21 protein-coding genes are annotated in these 18,606 nt (G+C 72.3%); 10 read left to right on the top strand and 11 right to left on the bottom strand.

Annotated features, from left to right (window positions below):
- Window positions 1–822, top strand: coding sequence for a tyrosinase MelC2 (melC2, locus tag ABVB68_RS30280; protein ID WP_353604369.1), 822 nt, complete (start codon window positions 1–3; stop codon window positions 820–822).
- On the opposite strand, the gene ABVB68_RS30285 is transcribed toward melC2, so the two are convergent.
- Both ABVB68_RS30285 and ABVB68_RS30290 read right to left on the bottom strand, forming a co-directional pair.
- Window positions 823–1,521, bottom strand: coding sequence for a ribonuclease H family protein (locus ABVB68_RS30285; protein ID WP_353604370.1), 699 nt, complete (start codon window positions 1,519–1,521; stop codon window positions 823–825). It abuts the gene before it with no gap.
- A gap of 34 nt (window positions 1,522–1,555) precedes the next feature.
- Entirely contained in the window at window positions 1,556–2,350 is a 795-nt protein-coding gene (locus ABVB68_RS30290; protein ID WP_353604371.1) for a VOC family protein, read from the bottom strand.
- 301 nt (window positions 2,351–2,651) lie between these two features.
- Here ABVB68_RS30290 and ABVB68_RS30295 point away from each other — a divergent pair, with 301 nt between their 5' ends.
- The 4 genes from ABVB68_RS30295 (at window position 2,652) to ABVB68_RS30310 (ending at window position 7,063) form a co-directional block, all read left to right on the top strand.
- Complete coding sequence (locus tag ABVB68_RS30295) at window positions 2,652–4,094, top strand: family 2B encapsulin nanocompartment shell protein (protein WP_353604372.1); 1,443 nt, start codon at window positions 2,652–2,654, stop codon at window positions 4,092–4,094.
- Between the two features lie 16 nt (window positions 4,095–4,110).
- Window positions 4,111–5,163 (top strand): family 2 encapsulin nanocompartment cargo protein terpene cyclase, encoded by a 1,053-nt coding sequence (locus tag ABVB68_RS30300; protein WP_353604373.1) that lies wholly within the window; start codon window positions 4,111–4,113, stop codon window positions 5,161–5,163.
- Window positions 5,164–5,237: 74 nt separating this feature from the next.
- A complete protein-coding gene (locus ABVB68_RS30305) occupies window positions 5,238–6,089 on the top strand; it encodes a geranyl diphosphate 2-C-methyltransferase (RefSeq protein ID WP_353604388.1) in 852 nt (283 codons plus the stop codon).
- Between the two features lie 65 nt (window positions 6,090–6,154).
- A complete protein-coding gene (locus tag ABVB68_RS30310; RefSeq protein ID WP_353604374.1) occupies window positions 6,155–7,063 on the top strand; it encodes an aminoglycoside phosphotransferase family protein in 909 nt (302 codons plus the stop codon).
- Between the two features lie 63 nt (window positions 7,064–7,126).
- On the opposite strand, the gene ABVB68_RS30315 is transcribed toward ABVB68_RS30310, so the two are convergent.
- Window positions 7,127–7,609 (bottom strand): VOC family protein, encoded by a 483-nt coding sequence (locus ABVB68_RS30315; RefSeq protein ID WP_353604375.1) that lies wholly within the window; start codon window positions 7,607–7,609, stop codon window positions 7,127–7,129.
- 162 nt (window positions 7,610–7,771) lie between these two features.
- Window positions 7,772–8,227: a helix-turn-helix domain-containing protein gene (locus ABVB68_RS30320; protein WP_353604376.1), complete on the bottom strand. Its 456-nt coding sequence runs from the start codon at window positions 8,225–8,227 to the stop codon at window positions 7,772–7,774.
- Between the two features lie 300 nt (window positions 8,228–8,527).
- On the opposite strand from ABVB68_RS30320, the gene ABVB68_RS30325 reads away from it, so the two are divergent.
- Complete coding sequence (locus ABVB68_RS30325; RefSeq protein WP_353604389.1) at window positions 8,528–9,436, top strand: RNA polymerase sigma factor SigF; 909 nt, start codon at window positions 8,528–8,530, stop codon at window positions 9,434–9,436.
- Between the two features lie 324 nt (window positions 9,437–9,760).
- Here the strand turns inward: ABVB68_RS30325 and ABVB68_RS30330 are convergent, their stop codons facing one another.
- Window positions 9,761–10,213 carry an ATP-binding protein gene (locus ABVB68_RS30330; RefSeq protein WP_353604377.1) on the bottom strand — a complete coding sequence of 151 codons (453 nt, stop codon included), beginning with the start codon at window positions 10,211–10,213 and terminating at the stop codon, window positions 9,761–9,763.
- Between the two features lie 423 nt (window positions 10,214–10,636).
- Window positions 10,637–11,047: a hypothetical protein gene (locus ABVB68_RS30335; protein WP_353604378.1), complete on the bottom strand. Its 411-nt coding sequence runs from the start codon at window positions 11,045–11,047 to the stop codon at window positions 10,637–10,639.
- A gap of 312 nt (window positions 11,048–11,359) precedes the next feature.
- Here ABVB68_RS30335 and ABVB68_RS30340 point away from each other — a divergent pair, with 312 nt between their 5' ends.
- A complete protein-coding gene (locus ABVB68_RS30340; RefSeq protein WP_353604379.1) occupies window positions 11,360–11,743 on the top strand; it encodes a nuclear transport factor 2 family protein in 384 nt (127 codons plus the stop codon).
- 284 nt (window positions 11,744–12,027) lie between these two features.
- On the opposite strand, the gene mgrA is transcribed toward ABVB68_RS30340, so the two are convergent.
- Entirely contained in the window at window positions 12,028–13,020 is a 993-nt protein-coding gene (mgrA, locus tag ABVB68_RS30345; protein ID WP_353604380.1) for an L-glyceraldehyde 3-phosphate reductase, read from the bottom strand.
- Window positions 13,021–13,131: 111 nt separating this feature from the next.
- On the opposite strand from mgrA, the gene ABVB68_RS30350 reads away from it, so the two are divergent.
- From ABVB68_RS30350 to ABVB68_RS30360, 3 genes are all read left to right on the top strand, one after another.
- The gene (locus ABVB68_RS30350) at window positions 13,132–14,046 is read left to right on the top strand and encodes a LysR family transcriptional regulator (RefSeq protein ID WP_353604381.1); all 915 of its coding nucleotides are present in this window, start codon (window positions 13,132–13,134) and stop codon (window positions 14,044–14,046) included.
- Window positions 14,047–14,113: 67 nt separating this feature from the next.
- A complete protein-coding gene (locus ABVB68_RS30355) occupies window positions 14,114–15,631 on the top strand; it encodes a carotenoid oxygenase family protein (protein ID WP_353604382.1) in 1,518 nt (505 codons plus the stop codon).
- Between the two features lie 27 nt (window positions 15,632–15,658).
- A complete protein-coding gene (locus ABVB68_RS30360) occupies window positions 15,659–16,174 on the top strand; it encodes a mycothiol transferase (RefSeq protein ID WP_353604383.1) in 516 nt (171 codons plus the stop codon).
- On the opposite strand, the gene ABVB68_RS30365 is transcribed toward ABVB68_RS30360, so the two are convergent.
- The 4 genes from ABVB68_RS30365 to ABVB68_RS30380 all read right to left on the bottom strand — a co-directional run bounded on the left by ABVB68_RS30365 (window position 16,156) and on the right by ABVB68_RS30380 (window position 18,570).
- Window positions 16,156–17,235 carry an adenosine deaminase gene (locus tag ABVB68_RS30365; protein ID WP_353604385.1) on the bottom strand — a complete coding sequence of 360 codons (1,080 nt, stop codon included), beginning with the start codon at window positions 17,233–17,235 and terminating at the stop codon, window positions 16,156–16,158. The genes ABVB68_RS30360 and ABVB68_RS30365 overlap by 19 nt on opposite strands.
- A 37-nt stretch (window positions 17,236–17,272) precedes the next feature.
- Window positions 17,273–17,665 carry a VOC family protein gene (locus ABVB68_RS30370; protein ID WP_353604386.1) on the bottom strand — a complete coding sequence of 131 codons (393 nt, stop codon included), beginning with the start codon at window positions 17,663–17,665 and terminating at the stop codon, window positions 17,273–17,275.
- A gap of 284 nt (window positions 17,666–17,949) precedes the next feature.
- Window positions 17,950–18,141 carry a hypothetical protein gene (locus tag ABVB68_RS30375; RefSeq protein WP_353604391.1) on the bottom strand — a complete coding sequence of 64 codons (192 nt, stop codon included), beginning with the start codon at window positions 18,139–18,141 and terminating at the stop codon, window positions 17,950–17,952.
- 66 nt (window positions 18,142–18,207) lie between these two features.
- Window positions 18,208–18,570: a YciI family protein gene (locus ABVB68_RS30380; RefSeq protein WP_353604390.1), complete on the bottom strand. Its 363-nt coding sequence runs from the start codon at window positions 18,568–18,570 to the stop codon at window positions 18,208–18,210.
- Between the last annotated feature and the right edge of the window lie 36 nt (window positions 18,571–18,606).

Genomic DNA, 18,606 nt, shown 5'->3' on the forward strand with positions numbered 1-18,606 from the left:
ATGACCGTTCGCAAGAACCAGGCCGTCCTGACCGCCGGCGAGAAGAAGAAGTTCACGGACGCCGTGATCGAGCTCAAGCGCAGCGGGCGCTATGACGAATTCGTCCGCACACACAACGAGTTCATCATGGCGGACACCGACAGCGGTGAGCGCACCGGGCACCGCTCACCGTCCTTCCTGCCCTGGCACCGCAGATTCCTGCTCGACTTCGAGGCGGCGCTGCAGTCGGTGGACTCCTCGGTGGCGCTGCCCTACTGGGACTGGAGCACCGACCGCACGGTCCGCGCCTCGCTGTGGGGTCCGGACTTCCTGGGCGGCACCGGGCGCAGCTCGGACGGCCGGGTGATGGACGGCCCGTTCGCCGCGTCCACCGGGAACTGGCCGGTCAACGTGCGGGTGGACGGCCGTACCTTCCTGCGCCGCTCGCTCGGCACGGGCGTGCGCGAGCTGCCGACGCCGGCGGAGGTGGAGTCGGTGCTGGCGATGGCCACGTACGACATGGCGCCGTACAACAGCGCCTCGGACGGCTTCCGCAACCACCTGGAGGGCTGGCGCGGGGTCAACCTGCACAACCGGGTCCATGTGTGGGTGGGCGGGCAGATGGCCACCGGGGTCTCCCCCAACGACCCGGTGTTCTGGCTGCACCACGCCTACGTCGACAAGCTGTGGGCGGAGTGGCAGCGCCGGCACCCGGGGGCCGGGTACGTGCCCACGGGCGGCACCCCGGACGTCGTGGACCTGAACGACACGATGAAGCCGTGGAACGACGTGCGTCCGGCGCAGCTGCTGGACCACACGAAGCACTACACGTTCGACGTCTGATCAGGCCTCGGCGGTACGGCACTCCGGGTGGCCCCAGCCCTGCGCGTTCTTGGCGATGGACTCGCCGGCCGCGTAGGAGCGGCCGCACAGACAGCGGCCGGGGAACTTCGCCTTGAGGGTGCGTGGGGACGGCCCGCCGCCGGTGCGGCGGGGCGCCTTCCCGCGCGGTGCCCCGGACGCCTTGGGGGTGTCGGGCGAGGGCGGCGGCTCGGCGGAACCGAGGGCGCTGCCGGCCGCCTCCTGGACGATGGCCGCCTGGCTGGCGGCACGGTCGGCGAAGTCGTTCAGCGGATCGCCGTCGACCTGGTGGGCCGGCACGTAGCGGAACTCGACGGAGCGGCCGTCGAGGAGGCCGTCGATCCGGACCACCAGGTCCTGGTTGGCGACCGGCTTCCCGGCGGCCGTCTTCCAGCCGTTGCGCTTCCAGCCGGGCAGCCACGTGGTGACGGCCTTCATCGCGTACTGGGAGTCCATCCGGATCTCCAGCGGCACATCGGGCTCGACGGCCGCCAGCAGCCGCTCCAGGGCGGTCAGTTCGGCGACGTTGTTGGTGGCCCGGCCCAGCGGGCCCGACTCCCAGCGGCCCGGGGTCCGCTCGTCGCCCTCGCAGACCACCCATGCCCATCCGGCCGGTCCGGGGTTCCCCTTCGAAGCCCCGTCGCACGCGGCCACCACACGTTCACGCATGCGCCCGATCATGCCATGGCCGCGCCCGCCGGTGTTCCCGGCCCGGTCAGACGTCCCTGACCCGGGGCATCTCCCCGTCGGTCACCGTGATGTCGATCACCGAGAAGTTCGCGCCCTGCGGGTCGCTGAGCGCCGCGAACCGGCCGAAGGGGCTGCTCATCGGACCGAAGCGGAGGATGGCGCCGAGCTTGACGGCCCGGGCGACGGCCTCGTCGCAGTCGTCCACCGCGAAGTAGATGTTGATGTACGAGGGCACCTCGGGCGGGAAGTCGTCCGTCATCCGCATCCGGCCGAGGACCGTGTCCTCGCCGATCCGGAACATGCGGAAGTCCACCGCGGCGTCCTCGATCTCCGTCATCCGGTAGGGGAAGACGGCGCACAGGAAGGCGTCGGTCAGCTCCGGCTCACGGGTGAAGACCTCCGCCCAGCAGTAGGCGCCCGGCGTCGCCGTCACCTCGAAGCCCTCATGGGTGCCGGCCTGCCACACCCCGAAGACCGCCCCGCTGGGCTCACGGGCCAGGCACATGGTGCCGAAGTCGCCGACCTGCATCGGCTCCATCAGGACCTCGCCGCCGTTGTCCCGGATGCGCGCCGCGGTGGCGACGGCGTCCGGCGAGGCGAGGTACAGACACCACTGCGACTGCCCCTCCTGGCCGGGCATCGGCGGCACGACCGCGGCCACCGCCTTGCCGTCCACGTATGCCTGCGTGTAGTGGCCGTACTCCGACGAGGAGTCGCCGAAGGTCCAGCCGAGGACGTCGCCGTAGAAGCGCTTGGCTCCCTCGACGTCGCCGAACATCGCATCGGCCCAGCAGGGCGTTCCTTCGGGTCGCACAGCCATGGTCCGGGCCCTCTCGTCAGCCGGTCTGCCCCGGTACCTCACGCTAGCGACCCCTCGGTGGGCACGCGCGCCGAGCGGCCCGGAACCAAACCCGGGCCGGCCAGGGCGCGGAGGCGGCGGACCGGCGCGCGATCACCCCAACCGCCACAGAACGCTCTCAACGGCAGGTTTACACCTCTTGATGATCAGAACCGCCCCTTTCACGCGGTACCCACACATCACGCCTCCTGTTTGGCTGGTGCACGCACCGCACCACCGACCGAACCGCCTCGCCCCTGTCCGCTTCATCGCAGGAGGGAACGTGTCCACTCCGGACATCGCCACCGGCCCCGCAGTCGACGAACCCGACCCCGTGCATCCGGCCGACGGGCAGCTCACCAGCCTGAGCACCCAGGCGGCCCGCCAGCTCGCCACCACCACCAAGTCCGAACCACAGATGCAGGCCATCACCTCGCGATGGCTGCTGAAGACGCTGCCGTGGGTGGACGTCAAGGGCGGCGCCTACCGGGTCAACCGCCGCCTGCAGCTGCGCACCGGCCGCGGGCGGGTGCACTTCGAGCACAACGGCGCCGACGACATCCGGGTCATCCCCGAGACGCTGACCGAGCTGCCGATCCTGCGCGGCTACCCCGACACCGACGTGCTGCGGGACATCGCGAGCCGCTTCCAGCCCCGGGAGGTGCGCGCCGGCCAGGTGCTGTTCGAGGCCGGGCAGCCGGTCACCGAGACCTATCTCGTCGTGCACGGCCGGTTCACCCGCTACACCGCGGGCAAGTACGGCGACGAGGAGATCATCGGTGTCGTCACCGACGGCGACCAGATGGGTGACGAGGCGGTCGGCCAGTCCGATCCGCTGTGGCTGGCCTCCGTACGGGCCGAGACCGCCGGTGTGGTGCTGGCGCTGCCCTGGGCCGTGGTGCGGGAGATCACCGAGCGGGCACCGTCCCTCGCCACCCACCTCCAGGCCTATGTCGAGCGGCACCGCAAGCCGATGAACCGCAAGGGCGAGGCGGAGGTTCCCGTCCAGGCCGGCCATGTGGGCGAGCCGACACTGCCGGGCGGCTTCGTCGACTACGAACTCTCCCCCCGCGAATACGAACTGTCCCTGACCCAGACCGTGCTGCGGGTGCACACCAGGATCGCCGACCTCTACAACGACCCGATGGACCAGACCGCCCAGCAACTCCGGCTCACCGTGGAGGAGATCCGCGAACGGCAGGAGTGGGAGCTGGTCAACAACCGCGAGTTCGGGCTGCTGCACAACGTCGACCACGGCCAGCGGATCAGCTCCTTCACCGGGCCGCCGACCCCGGACGACATGGACGAGCTGCTGGCGATGCGGCGCAAGACCAAGGTGCTCCTCGCCCATCCGAAGGCGATCTCGGCCTTCTTCCGGCAGTGCAACAAGCGGGGCCTGGTGCCGGGCACCGCGCATGTCGACGGACACGAGGTGCCCGCCTGGCGCGGTGTGCCGATCTTCCCGTGCGGCAAGATCCCGATCACCGGCCACCACACCAGCAGCATCATCGCGCTGCGCACGGGCGAGGCCGACCAGGGCGTCGTCGGCCTCTACCAGACGGGCATCCCGGAGGAGTACCAGCCGGGTCTGAACGTCCGCTTCATGGGCATCGACGGCGCCGCGATCATCAAGTATCTCGTCACGGCCTACTACTCGCTGGCCATCCTGGTCCCCGACGCCGCGGGGATCCTCGAGAACGTCCAGGTCGGCCGGACGGCCGAGTGAGGGCCCGGAGCACGTCATGAGCGCATCGACCCCTTCCTACACGCTGCCCGGGCCGCCGGACATCGCCCGGAGCCTGCGCCGGGAGCGGCGCACCGGGGTGATCCCCGGTCTGCACCACCGGCCGGCCGTTCCCGCCGATCCGGGGAAGGCAGCCGAGATCGACCGCCGGCTGGAGAGCTGGGCCCGCGGCCTGGACCTGTTCCCCGAGGCCTGGGCGGGGGACTTCTCCGGCTTCCAGTTCGGTCGGGCCGTCGTACTGCAGCATCCGGGCGCCCTCGACCTGGAGCGGCTGACCGTGGCCGGCCAGCTGCTGCTCGCGGAGAACGTCGTGGACTCCTGCTACTGCGAGGAGGACGAGGGCCGGGGCGGAGCGCGCCGCGGCCTCGGCGGCCGGCTGATCATGGCCCAGTCGGCGATCGACCCCTACCACGGCATCCCGGAGCTGGAGGAGGAGTGGCGTGCGGGCGTGCGGGCCGACGGTCCGCTGCGCTCGTACCACTTCGCCCTCGCCGACTACGCCGGTTTCGCCACCCCCAGCCAGACCAGCCGGTTCGTGCACGACATCGCCCGGCTCCACCTGGGCTACCTGGCGGAGGCCGCCTGGGCCGAGACCCGGTACGTGCCGCGGGTCTGGGAGTACCTGGTGATGCGGCAGTTCAACAACTTCCGCCCCTGTCTGTCGATCGTCGACGCCGTGGACGGCTACGAGCTGCCCGAAACGGTGTACGCCCGCCCCGAGATCCAGCGGATCACCGCCCTGGCCTGCAACGCGACCACCATCGTCAACGACCTGTACTCCTTCACCAAGGAGCTGGCGAGCGACCCGACCCACCTGAACCTGCCGCAGGTCGTCGCCGCCGGCGAACGGTGCGGGCTGAAGGCCGCCTATCTGAAGTCCGTCGAGATCCACAACCGGATCATGGAGGCCTTCGAGGAGGAGTCGGCGCTGCTGTCCGCCACCTCACCGCTCGTGGAGCGCTATGCCCGCGGGCTCGCCGCCTGGGTGTCCGGCAACCACGAGTGGCACGCCACCAACACCCACCGCTACCACCTGCCCGACTACTGGTGAGAAGCCAAGTGTCCGTGAAACGCCGTCAGCATCACGAGGAGCCACCTTTGACCAGCGCCCCCGTCGCCCCGTCCATGACCGCGTCGGTACCGGCCCAGTCGACGTACCAGAGCCGCGTCGCGGACTACTGGAACGCCGAGGAGAACCCGGTCAACCTCGAACTCGGAAGAATCGACGACCTCTACCACCACCACTACGGCATCGGCGCGGCGGACGTGGCGGTGCTCGACGAGCCCGACCCCGGCGTGCGCCGGGAGCGGATCACCACCGAACTGCACCGGCTGGAGCACGCCCAGGCCGAACTGCTCGCCTCCTGGCTCGGCCCGCTCTCCCCCGACGACCGCGTCTTCGACGCCGGCTGCGGCCGCGGCGGCGGCAGCGTCGTGGCGAACCTTCGCTACGGCTGCCACGCGGACGGCGTCACCCTCTCCACCAAGCAGGCCGAGTTCGCCAACGAGCAGGCCCGCGCCCGGGGCATCGACGGCAGGGTGCGCTACCACCACCGCAACATGCTGGACACCGGCTTCACCACGGGCGCGTACGCGGCGTCGTGGAACAACGAGTCCACCATGTACGTCGAACTGGACCTGCTGTTCGCCGAGCACGCCCGGCTGCTGCGCCGGGGCGGACGGTACGTGGTGATCACCGGCTGCTACAACGACACCTACGGGCAGGCCTCCCGCGAGGTGTCGCTGATCAACGCCCACTACATCTGCGACATCCATCCACGCTCGGAGTACTTCCGGGCGATGGCCCGCAACCGGCTGGTGCCGGTGCACGTCGAGGATCTGACGCAGGCCACCATCCCCTACTGGGAGCTGCGCAAGGAGGCGGACCACCTGGTCACGGGCATCGAGGACACCTTCCTGTCCGCGTACCGCAACGGCAGCTTCCAGTACCTGCTGATCGTGGCCGACCGGGTCTGAGCGAGGAGTGCGCGAGGAATAATCGCCTCGACAACCGGGGCGCCGAGGCGCTGGGATGGGCCGCGATGACTGACATCGACAGCCTGCAGCCGCGGAAGATGCACGCGGACGAACCCGACCTCGACGCCCCGCTGGTCCGCCGGCTGGTCGCCCGCCGCTTCCCGCGGTGGGCCGGCCTGCCGGTCCGGCGCCTCGCGTCCTCCGGGACCGAGAACGCCATGTTCCGTCTGGGCACCGACCTCGTGGTACGGCTCCCCCGGCGGGCCGCCGCCGCCCCGGACGTGCGGCGGGAGCAGCTGTGGCTGTCCCGGCTCGGGCCGCTGCTGCCGGTGGCGGTGCCCGAGCCGCTGGGGGTGGGCGAACCGGACGAGGGCTTTCCGTGGCCCTGGTCCGTCTGCCGCTGGCTGGAGGGCCGCAATCCGGTGGCGGGGGCCGTCGAGGACCCGGAGTCACTCGCCGGGGAACTCGGGGCGTTCGTGCGCGCGCTGCGCCGGATCCCCGCACAGGACGGGCCGGCCGGCTACCGGGGCGGCCCGCTGCGGGACCGCGGCGAACCCACCCGCGCGGCCGTCGCCGAGCTGGGCGCGCGGGTCGACGCCGAGGCGGTCACGGCCGTGTGGCAGGAGGCGCTGCGCGCCCCGGAGCACAGCGGACCGCCGGTGTGGGCCCACGGGGACCTGACCCCGGGGAACGTGCTGGTCGACGGCGGCCGGCTGAGCGCCGTGATCGACTTCGGGACCGCCGGGGTCGGCGATCCCGCCGTCGACCTCATCGTGGCGTGGAACCTGCTGCCGCCGGGCGCCCGGGACGTCTTCCGCGAGGCCGTCGGCGCCGACGACGCGGAGTGGGCGCGGGGGCGGGGCTGGGCACTGTCGATCGCGCTGGTCGCCCTGCCGTACTACTGGGACACGAACCCGGCACTGGCGGACAACTCACGGCACGTCATCACCGAGATCCTCGCCGAGGCGCGCTAGCGTCCCGCGCCCCGGCGTCCACCGCGCGCCCCGAAGTCCCCGCCCGGACCGGCCTTCAGGGACCTACTCGCCCGCGTACGCCTTCTCCAGAGCGGCGATGTCGAGCTTCCCCATGCCCATCAGCACGCTCATGGCGCGGCCGGCCTTCTCCGGATCGGGGTCCGCGGCCATGGCGGCCAGGCTCTCGGGCACGACCTGCCAGGAGACGCCGTACCTGTCCTTGAGCCAGCCGCAGGGGCCGGGCTCGCCGCCGTCCTCGGTGAGCCTCGCCCAGTAGTGGTCGATCTCGTCCTGGCTCCGGCAGGGGATCTGGAAGGAGATCGCCTCGTTGAAGGTGAACTGCGGACCGCCGTTGAGCGCGACGAACCGGTGGCCGTTGGCAGTGAACTCGACGGTCAGGACGCTCCCGGCGGTGCCGGGGGCGTCCTCGGGGTAGTGGGCGACCCTGCCGATGCCGGAGTTCTTGAAGATCGACACGTAGTACTGCGCGGCCTCCTCGGCCTGGCCGTCGAACCAGAGACACGTGGTGAATCCGTCTGTGGTCATGAACACCTCCTGGGCGCACGTTGCGGTCACCTGTACCGACCGGTGCGCGGCACGGAACTCATCGGCCGGGGCGGTGAAAGATCCGGACGGGTGAACCGGGAGCACGCGGATCCGCCCGGCCGCCCACCCTCTCGGGCGGCCGGGCCGGAGACCGTCGGCCGGTCAGGCGGCCAGGCAGAGACCGGCCTGGGGCCGGCGCGGCGCCGCGGCCGGCCGCCGGTGTCCCGCCGTGCGGCCGGTCAGTTCGCCGTGCGCCCGCGACAGCAGGTCGCCGAGCCCCAGACCGAGCGCCTGGGCGGCGGCCGCGAGGACCTCCGAGGAGGCCTCCTTGCGGCCGCGTTCGATCTCGGACAGATAGGGCAGCGAGATCCGGGCCGCGTCGGCCACGTCCTTGATCGTGCGCCGCTGCGTCCGGCGCTCGCGGCGCAGCACCTCACCGACCAGATCGCGCCACAACGGTTCCCTGTCCTCGGCGCGGCCGTCCGGGCATTGGGGCACCGGCCGCAGGGGGGTCCCTTCCGGGCGGTGGGGCACTGGTCGCAGGGGGATCCCCTCGGGGCGGCGGGGCGCCGGCCGCGGGGGGATCACTCGGGCGTCGTTGCTCACCTGTTCGCTCACCCCCGTCAGCCTAGGAGCCGCCCGGCTCGGGGCAAGGGCCCGGCATTGCGCCGAGAGGGAACGCGGGCCAGGCCGGGCGGCGGGCATCTCCGGCACCTGGTCACCGGTGTGCCGGTTTCGGGCCGGTGCCGCGAAAGCGCGCATACGAGGCGTCACCGGGGGTACCCGCCGGGTGAACGGTCGCGCAGGCATGCATGAAGCCCTCGGTCGGGGGTACCCGGCGGGCACGGACGTCGGCCGGGGACCGGACACCCGGACCACCGAGACCGACGTCGAACCATGACTTTCGTGGGAGAGGCAATGGACACCGCCGGTATCCGGTCGGAGGCAGAGGTCGCCTTGAGGACCGCACAGGTCGCCGTGAGGACCGAGCAGGACGCGATGGGCGAGGGGCCGCTGCCCGGCATCGCGGACCCGTCGTCCGTGGCCCCGCGCGACGCACGGGACCTGTCCCGCCAGTTCTTCCGCCGGCTCGCCGAGGTGGAGGAGGGCACGCACGAGTACCAGTACGCGCGCAACACCCTCATCGAGATGAACATGTCGCTGGTGCGTTTCGCGGCCGGCCGGTTCCGCGGCCGCGGCGACGACATGGAGGACATCGTCCAGACCGGGATGATCGGCCTGATCAAGGCAATCGACCGGTTCGAGCTGTCGCGCGAGGTCGAGTTCACCTCCTTCGCGCTGCCGTACATCGTGGGCGAGATCAAGCGGTTCTTCCGCGACACCACCTGGGCGGTGCACGTGCCGCGCCGGCTCCAGGAACTGCGGGTGGAGCTGGCCAAGGCACGCGAGGAGCTGTCCAGCCGGCTGGACCGGGACCCGACGGTGGCCGAGCTGGCCACGCTCATGAACATCTCCGTGAAAGAGGTGGTCGAGGCCCAGCTGGCTTCCAACGGTTACAACTCGTCCTCCCTGGACGCCGCCCTCACCGGTGACGGCCCCGAGAACGGCGAGGCCGTGCTCGCCGACTTCATCGGCGTGGAGGAGGAGGGGCTGCGGCTCGTCGAGGACTTCCACGCGCTGGCCCCGTTGATGGCGGAGCTGAGCGAGAGGGACCGGGAGATCATCCATCTGCGGTTCGTCGAGGAAGCGACCCAGGCGGAGATCGGGGAACGGCTCGGCTGCTCCCAGATGCACGTCTCACGGCTGATCAAGCGGATCATCGCCCGGCTGCGCCAGGGCATGCTCGGCGAACTCGGCTGCGCCTGATCCGGAGCCGGGTTGACGGGGCCTCGGTCTGACAGGGGGTGGGGCCGACCAGACGTCGCTGAACAAACCAGACGTCGCTGAACAAAGCGGACAAGGCGTGGCCGAACACGCCTGACAGGGAGTTCGGTCGGCGAAAGACCTGACAGGGAGCCCGGCCGGCGAAAGAGGCGGCCTGACGCGAGGCCGGGGCGGCCCGCTGCCGGCGCTCCCCCGGCCCGCTCCCGCCGTGTCCCGGTCTCCCGACTCTCGACGCGTCCTCCGGCACGCTTCCGCCGCGTCCCCGGTTCTCTTCACGTCCTCGGCCGGACCGCGCGCCCGGTCGGCTCAGTGCTTCAGTTCGAAGCGAGCGCGCACGCGTTTGCCGACGGGCACCCGCTCCACCGTGACCTCTGAAGCCAGGGCGTGCACGATCTCCAGACCGTGCCGGCCCACGCGGTGGGGGTCCTTGGGATAGCGGCGGGGCAGAGCCGCGCTGCTGTCGTACACGGACACCATGACGGCGCTGTCCGTACCCTCCAGCTCCAGGATGTACGGGCCGCTGCTGTGCTGGTCGGCGTTGGTCACCAGTTCGCTGACCATCAGCAGCAGCTCACCGTCGGCGCGGCGGTCGGCGGTGGCGCACCACTCGGTCCTGAGTTGCTCCAGGAACTGCGCCGCGAAGGCGCGCGCTTCGGCGATGCATCCGGGTTCACCGGTGTAGTGCGCGGCGCGGCGCAGTGGCTCCACGGGTACGTCGAAACCAGTCGGTATCACTACCCCGCCCAGGTGTTCGGTCATGCTGTCTCTCTAGGAATGCCCGATCCGGCCCATTGCTGTTGCACCAGTCCTCGTACCCCGAGTCGGGCCCGGCAGTCCACCCGATGTGTGTGACGTGCGCGCACTGTGGCGATTGTCACGTCCGGGGCCCCGGGAGGGGCGTGCGCCCGCCGTCGGCCGCGGGGCGCCGGTCAGGACGGCACGGGCCTCGCCGGCCTGTCACGCAGGTGCCGCGCGGAGCGTCCGCCGCGCCTCCGGAGCGGCCGGGCCGCCCGTCACGCCAGTGCCGCGCACCCTGCCGGCGCCGCCCGTCACGCAGACCCACCCATCGCACGGGGGCCACGCGCCCGCACCCCGCCGGCGCCGCCCGTCACGCGGGCCACCCGTCGCACGAGGGCCACGCGCGTCCCGGTCGTCCGGGCCCGCGGAGAGTACGGACACGTGTCAGGCGACGGGCACGACGAGGGCCGGCACGGTGCGCTGCATGCGCAGCGCGTCGACGGACTCGGCGAGCAACTCGTACTCGGTGGTGTCGTCGTGGGCGGCGATCCGCACCAGCCGCCCGGCGGCAAGCTCGTCGGCGACCAGTTCCTGCCGGATGTCGTCGGCACACCAGGCGCGCAGCAGGGCCGGCACGTCGGCCACCGTGTCGGCCACCGGCACCAGCGCCCCCGCCGGGAAGGGGGCGTCGTCGGGGCTCGGATCGAGACGCTCGGCGATCCAGGAGGCCCGGTCCCGTAACCACCACAGCGCCAGTGCCAGGGTCGGCGCGCGGTACGTGCCCAGCGGTACGCCGATGCGCCTGCCGTCGCACGTGCCGTACGCCGTGACATGGCACAGGAATTCGTCGTGCACGTCTCACTCCCCCGTCGCCTCGGTGATGGCCGGCCGGGCTCTCGCTTGGGTGCGGCGCCTGTGCGGTGAAGTGCCCCTGGCTCCGAGTATCGCCACGGCCGACACAGAGTCACCACGACTTTCCGGCCACTCTGTTGGCATATTCACCGCCCGCTCTGGCCGGAATGCACCGAGCTGTACGGGCCCTTGGGCATGACGCCGGAGGTAATCGACCGCTCCGGTGCTCCTCCGGCATGGTGGTCACACCGGAGCGGCGGGAGTCGAATCCGGGCCATGACCAGGAGATACGACCACGATGGAGGCTGATTCACCATGTCCGCGAACACGAACCGTTACGAGGATGCCGCCGCCCGTTACTTCGAGGCCTGGAACGCCACCGGGCCGGCGGCCGTCGGCAAGGCGGTCGCGGCAGCGTGGACCGCGGACGGCGGCTACACCGACCCGCTCGCCGAGGTCCGCGGGCACGAGCGGATCGCGGCCGTCATCGCGGCGGCCCACGAGCGGTTCCCGGGTTTCGTGTTCCGCCCGCTCGGTGTCGTGGACGGGCACCACGACACCGCGCGCTTCGGCTGGGAGCTGGTGCGCGAGGCGGACGGCTCCGCGCCGGTGGCCGGGTTCGACGTGGTCACACTGGACGAGGAGGGCCGCATCCGGCAGGTGCTGGGCTTCCTGGACCGGGTGCCCACGGACACCTGACGGCGGCGGCCGGCGCGGCGCCAGCGGAGCGGAGTCCTGCTTGCCCCCGGCCGGCGCGGCACCACCGGGGTGACGTCCTGCCTGACCCCGGCCGGCCCGGCGCCACCCAGGTCGAGTCCTGCCCGACCCCGGCCCACTCGGCCCCACCTGGGTCGAGTCCTGCCCGACCGCGGCCCACTCGGCGCCACCTGGGTCGAGTCCTGCCCGACCCCGGCCCACTCGGCCCCACCGGGTGGAGTCCTACCCGACCCCGGCCGGCGCGGCACCGCCGCCCTGCGGCGCTCTCAGCCCTTCACGATCTCGTCGATCCGCGCCAGCTCGGCGGCGTCGAAGTCGAGGTTGCGGATGGCGCCGACGCTGTCCTCGACCTGGCGCGCGCTGCTGGCGCCGATCAGGGCGGAGGTGACCCGGCCGCCGCGCAGCACCCACGCCAGGGCCAGCTGGGCCAGGGTCTGGCCGCGGGACCCGGCGATCTCGTCGAGGGCGCGCAGCCGGCCGACCAGGTCCTCGGTGACCGCGTCGGAGTTCAGGAAGGGGCTGTCGCTCGCCGCCCGGGAGTCCTCCGGGATGCCGTCCAGGTAGCGGCCGGTGAGCAGGCCCTGCTCCAGTGGGGAGTAGACGATCGAGCCGACCTGGAGTTCGTCCAGGGCGTCGAGCAGGCCCTCGTCCTCGGGGCGCCGGTCGAGCATCGAGTAGCGCGGCTGGTGGATGAGGAGCGGCGTGCCGAGGTCGCCGAGGATGCGGGCGGCCTCGCGGGTCTGCTCGGCGGAGTAGTTGGACACGCCCACATACAGCGCCTTGCCCTGCTGCACCGCCGAGTGCAGCGCGCCCATGGTCTCCTCCAGCGGAGTGTCCGGGTCGAAGCGGTGCGAGTAGAAGATGTCGACGTGGTCCAGGCCCAGCCGGGCGAGGCTCTGGTCCAGCGAGGAGAGCAGGTACTTGCGCGAGCCCCATTCGCCGTACGGCCCGGGCCACATCAGGTAGCCGGCCTTGGTGGAGATGACCAGCTCGTCGCGGTAGGGCGCGAAGTCGGCCCGCAGGGCGTCGCCGAGCGCGGACTCGGCGGCGCCGGGCGGCGGGCCGTAGTTGTTGGCGAGGTCGAAGTGGGTGACGCCCAGGTCGAAGGCGCGGCGCAGGATGGCTCGCTGCGTGTCGACGGGGCGGTCGGGCCCGAAGTTGTGCCAGAGGCCGAGGGACAGCGCGGGAAGCTTCAGTCCGCTGCGTCCGGCGCGCCGGTAGGGCATCTCGGCGTAGCGGTCGGGGTGTGCGGTGTACAACGCGACTCCAGAGGGGTTGGCACACGGTCTACCGGTTCCACTCTCGCCCCGCCGACGTGCAGTGGTCCAACAGGAGAATCCGATGCAATTGTGCGGTTAGGCTTCTCAATCATGGAACTGCGTCATCTCCAGCACTTCGTCGCCGTCGCCGAGGACCAGCACTTCACCCGGGCCGCCGAGCGGCTGCTGGTGTCCCAGTCCGGTCTGTCGGCGTCCATCCGGGCACTGGAGCGGGAGCTGCAAGCGCCGCTGTTCGTGCGGACCACCCGCCGCGTGACGCTCACGGAGGCGGGCCGCGCCCTGCTCGTGGAGGCCGAGCGGATCCTGGCCCAGGTGCGTTCGGCGCACGAGGCGGTGGCGGCGGTCCAGGGCGTCCTGCGCGGCACGCTGTCGCTGGGCACCGAGCAGTGCATCGCCGGGGTGCACGTGGCCCGGCTGCTGGCCGCGTTCCGCGGCCGGCACCCGGACGTGGAGATCCGGCTGCGGCAGGCGGGCTCGGGCGCGCTGGCCGACGAGGTGGCGGCCGGGCGCCTCGACCTGGCCTTCGCCTACCGCACCCAGGCCGACACCGACCAGCTGCGCTCGGTGTCGCTGACCGGCGAGCCGATGACCGTGCTGTGCCACCCCGGCCACCGCCTGGCCGCGGCCGGCACCGTCGTCTGCCCGGACGACCTGACCGGCGAGGTCTTCGTCGACTTCCACCCGGACTGGGGGCCGCGCCGCACCACGGACGCCGCTTTCGCCGCGGCCGGTGTCCGGCGCACGGTCGCGCTGGAGGTCAACGACGTGCACAGCCTGCTGGACCTGGTCGACGAGAACCTCGGGATCGCGGTCGTGCCCCGGCACTTCCGGCACAAGCGGCCCTCGCTGACGGCACTGCCGCTGAAGGGCACCGGCGAGACCGAGTACGAGACGGTCGCCCTGCTGCCGCCGGAACGGGCCACCAGCCCCGCCGCCCGCGCGCTCGTCACCCTCCTCGAAACAGGGGGCCTGGCACCACCCCAGGACGGGTCCCAGGACACCTGATTCCGGCCGTCCGCCGCAGCAGACTCGTGACCGTCGGACACCACAACGGCGTTCAGGAGCAGGCATCATGGCGGAACACACACGGCGGACCGTGCTGCGCGGCGCGGCCGGGCTCGCGGCGGGCACGGCGGCCGGCGCCTGGACCGGGGCCGGCGCGCCGAGGGCCGCGGCGGCCCCGGCGACCGCGTCCGCGCAGGACACGAGAGGTCGGTTCCCCTTCCTGGAAGGGGCGTTCGAGCCCGTCACGGAGGAACTGACGGCGTTCGACCTGCCGGTCACCGGCCGCGTCCCCCGCGAGCTGAACGGCCGTTTCCTGCGCAACGGCCCCAACGTCCTCGGGCTGGAGGACCCGCGGGCCCACCACTGGATGCTCGGCGAGGGCATGGTGCACGGGGTCCGGCTGCGCGACGGCCGAGCCGAGTGGTACCGCAACCGCTGGGTGCGTTCCACGCAGGTGGCCGCGAAGCTCGGCGAGCCCCGCCCGGGCCCCGTCCCGCCGGACGACTTCGCGTGCAACACCCATGTCATCCCGTACCGGGGGCGGATCCTGGCCCTGCAGGAGAGCGGCCCGCTGCCGTACGAACTCGACGGCGACCTCCGCACCGTGGGCACCTACGACTTCCGGGGCACCCTGGAGGGCGCGTTCACCGCGCACACCAAGTTCGACGCACACGCCGGCGAGCTGCACGCCGTCGCCTACTACCCGGCCTGGGACCACGTACGGCACCTGGTCGTGGACCCGGCGGGACGGGTCGCGCGCACGACCCGGATCCCGGTCGCCGACGCGCCGATGATGCACGACTTCGCGCTCACCGAGAAGCACGTCGTCGTCTTCGACCTGCCGGTCACCTTCGACGCCGCGGCCGCCGGACGCGGCGCCCTGGTGCCGTACGTGTGGAACCCCGACCATCCCATGCGGGTGGGCGTGCTGCCCCGGGCGGGCGGCCCGGTGCGCTGGTTCGGGGTGGCTCCGGTGTTCTACTCGCACACCCTCAACGCCTACGACGAGGGGGCGTGCGTGGTCGTCGACCTGACGGCCTACCCCGCGCCGTTCGACGTCGCCGCCCCCGGCACGGACGGGCCGCGCGCGGTGGGCACGGCGAGGCTCGAGCGCTGGACGATCGACCTGCGCCACGGGCGGGTACGGCAACGGGTCCTGGACGACCGGCCGCAGGAGTTCCCGCGGGTCAACGAGGCGCTGGTGTCCCGCCGGCACCGCTACGGCTACTCGGCCGCGGCCGCCGACATGTCACTCGCCTACCTGGGGCCCGACGCGAGCCCGCCCGACCGCGCCTTCACCAACGCCCTCATCAAGCACGACCTGCTGCGTGCCGGCACCCAGGTGCACCGGCTCCCGAAGGGCGCGGCGGCGGGCGAGGCGGTCTTCGTGCCCCGGGACCCCGGGTGCGCGACCGCGGCCGAGGACGACGGATACACGCTCGCGTACGTCCACGACCCCGACCGCGGGAGGGCCGACCTGCTGATCCTCGCGGCGCAGGACTTCACCGGGGAGCCGGTGGCCCGGATCCACCTGCCGGGGCGGGTGCCGCTGGGTTTCCACGGCAGCTGGATTCCGGACGCGTGAGCGCGCACCGTGCGCCATGGTGGACGCATGCATGCAAAAGACGTCCTCATCGACGGCTACGGCCGCATCCGGGAAGAAGTCCATGCCGCTCTCGACGGCCTCGGACCGGACGAGTTGCACTACCGCCCGGCTCCCCGCGCCAACACCATCGCCTGGCTCGTCTGGCACCTCACCCGGGTGCAGGACGACCACATCGCCGGCGCCTTCGACCTCGACCAGGTGTGGCTCACCCAGGACTGGGAGAAGCGCTTCGGCCTGGACCTGCCCCGGCTCGACACCGGGTACGGGCACAGTCCGGCCCAGGTAGCGAAGGTCCGGGTGGCTTCGGCGGACCTGCTGACCGGGTACTACGACGCCGTGCACGAGCAGACGCTGGCAGCCCTGCGCGGGCTCGCCGCGAAGGATCTCGAACGCGTCGTGGACGAGCGCTGGGACCCGCCGGTCACGCTGGGCGTCCGGCTGGTGAGCGTCCTGTCCGACGACCTTCAGCACGTCGGACAGGCCGCCTACGTCAGGGGGCTGGTTCAGAGCGCGGACGCGTAACCCGGCAGGACCACGTCCTCGATGAGGGCCCTGCGCTCGTCGAACGGGAGGAACGCGCTCTTGAGGGCGTTCACCGTGACCGTGCGCAGGTCCTCGATCGTCCAGCCGGCCTCCTCGACCAGCAGGGACATCTCCCGGGTCATCGTCGTGCCGGACACCAGACGGTTGTCGGTGTTGAGGGTGACCCGGAAGCCGAGGTCCTTCAGCGCGGTGATCGGGTGCTCGGCGATCGAGGTGGCGCAGCCGGTCTGCAGGTTGGAGGTGGGGCACATCTCCAGGGCGATGCGGCGGTCGCGGATCCAGGAGGCGAGGCGGCCGAGCTTGCCGGCCGCGAGGTCGGGGATGTCCTCGGTGATGCGCACGCCGTGGCCGATGCGCTGGGCGCCGCAGACCTGGAGGGCCTGGTGGATGCTGGGCAGGCCGTGGGCCTCACCGGCGTGGATGGTGAAGGGCACGCTCTCCCGGCGCAGGTGCTCGAAGGCGGCCAGGTGGTCGGCGGGCGGGAAACCGTCCTCGGCGCCGGCGATGTCGAAGCCGACGACTCCGGCGTCGCGGTAGGCGACGGCCAGGGCGGCGGCCTCGCCGACGCGGTCGAACATCCGCATGCCGCACAGCAGGGTGCCGACGCGGACCGGGGTTCCCGCGGCGGCCGCCTTGGCCATACCGGCGGCGAGGCCCTCCTGCACCGCCTCGACGACCTCGTTCAGCGTCAGCCCGCCGTTCACGTTCAGCTCGGGGGCGTAGCGCACCTCGGCGTAGACGACGCCGTCGGCGGCGAGGTCGAGGACGTACTCCTCGGCGGTGCGCAGCAGGCCCTCGCGGGTCTGCATGACGGCCAGGGTGTGCTCGAAGGTGGCGATGTAGCGGACCAGGTCGCCGGAGTTGGCCGCCTCGAAGTACCAGGCGGCCAGTTCGCCGGGGTCGGTGGTGGGCAGCTTGTGGCCGACCGCGGCCGCGAGTTCGACGACGGTGGCGGGACGCAGGCCGCCGTCGAGGTGGTCGTGCAGGACGGCCTTGGGGAGCCGGCGAAGGGTCTCGGTGTCTATGCGGGGCGCGGTCATGGCAGGGGCTTTCCTCGGCAGATCGTTCACGGGGTGGTCAGGCGGCGGGCTGGAGCAGGTCCCAGCGGTTGCCGTACAGGTCCTGGAAGACGGCGACGGTGCCGTACGGCTCGTGCCGCGGCTCCTCCAGGAAGGTCACGCCGGCGGCCGTCATGCGGGCGTGGTCGCGGGCGAAGTCGTCGGTGTGCAGGAAGAACCCGACCCGTCCGCCGGTCTGGTCGCCGACGCGGGTCTGCTGGCCCTGGTCCTTGGCGCGGGCCAGCAGCAGGCCGGTCGCGGCCCGGTCGCCGCCCGGCTCCACCACGACCCAGCGCGAGCCGTCGGGGCGCGGGGCGTCCTCGGCGAGACGGAATCCGAGGGCCTCGGTGTAGAAGCGGATGGCCTCGTCGTAGTCGTCGACGACGAGGGTGACCAGGGCGAGGCGTCGCATCGGAACCTTCCGGTGGGGGTGGTTAGCGGGTGAGGTTATACGTAAAACTTCGCCCGCGCCAGTCCCCGTTCTACGCGCGTCGCCCCAGGCGCGGGACGGGGCTCACGCGGGGACCTCGTGGGGCGGTCGGGGGGCTTCGCGCAGGGGGTGGGGGCCTTCGAAGGACGCCTTCAGGCAGCCGGGATCGATGTGCCGCAGCGGCGGCCGGCCGGGCTTCGAGGCGGGTGCGGGCAATCGGCGTCCCGGGGCACTCGGTCGGGGATACCCCGGGTGAGAGCGACCGGTCAGGACGGCGCCCAGCCGGTCGGGCCGAACGGGGTCCCTGTGGCACTCGGTCGGGGATGCCCGCGGCACGGATCTTGGCGTTGGCGCGCCTCCTCGGTGAGATCGATGTCGCCGAGGAGGCGGACCAGGACGGCGACCGCGCGCCCGCACTCGGCGCGGCAGACGGTCTCGGCGTCGGGGACCTCGGCCATGGGTGCCACTCCGCAGTCGGTGCCGGTCGGCCCGGGCACCGGACCGCCTCAGTGCCGGGTACGCCCTCAGTGCTGGTCGGCGAAGGGCCGTACCTCGATGGGCAGCGTGGTGGCGAGCGCGGCCTTGCGGCCCCACGCCAGTGCCTCGTCCAGATCGGCGGCCCGGATCAGGCACAGTCCACCCAGGTATTCCTTGCCCTCGGCGTACGGGCCGTCGGTGACGAGGACGTCGCCGCCCTCGGGGCGCAGCATGGTGGCCGTCTCGGGGCCGTCCAGGCCGCCCGAGAAGACCCAGGCCCCGGCGGCGCGCAGTTCGTCGTTGAAGGCTTCGACGTTGCGCATGATGCCGGCGAGTTCCTCGGTGGCCGGCGGGCGGCCGCCGGCCCGGGGGGCCCCCCCGAGGCGGGGGGTGGTGAATACGCCCCCCACCCAGAGGCGCCCCGGCCCCCGCCCCCTACGAGAAGC

This window comes from Streptomyces sp. NPDC096012 (genome assembly GCF_040426375.1).
GTDB lineage: Bacteria > Actinomycetota > Actinomycetes > Streptomycetales > Streptomycetaceae > Streptomyces.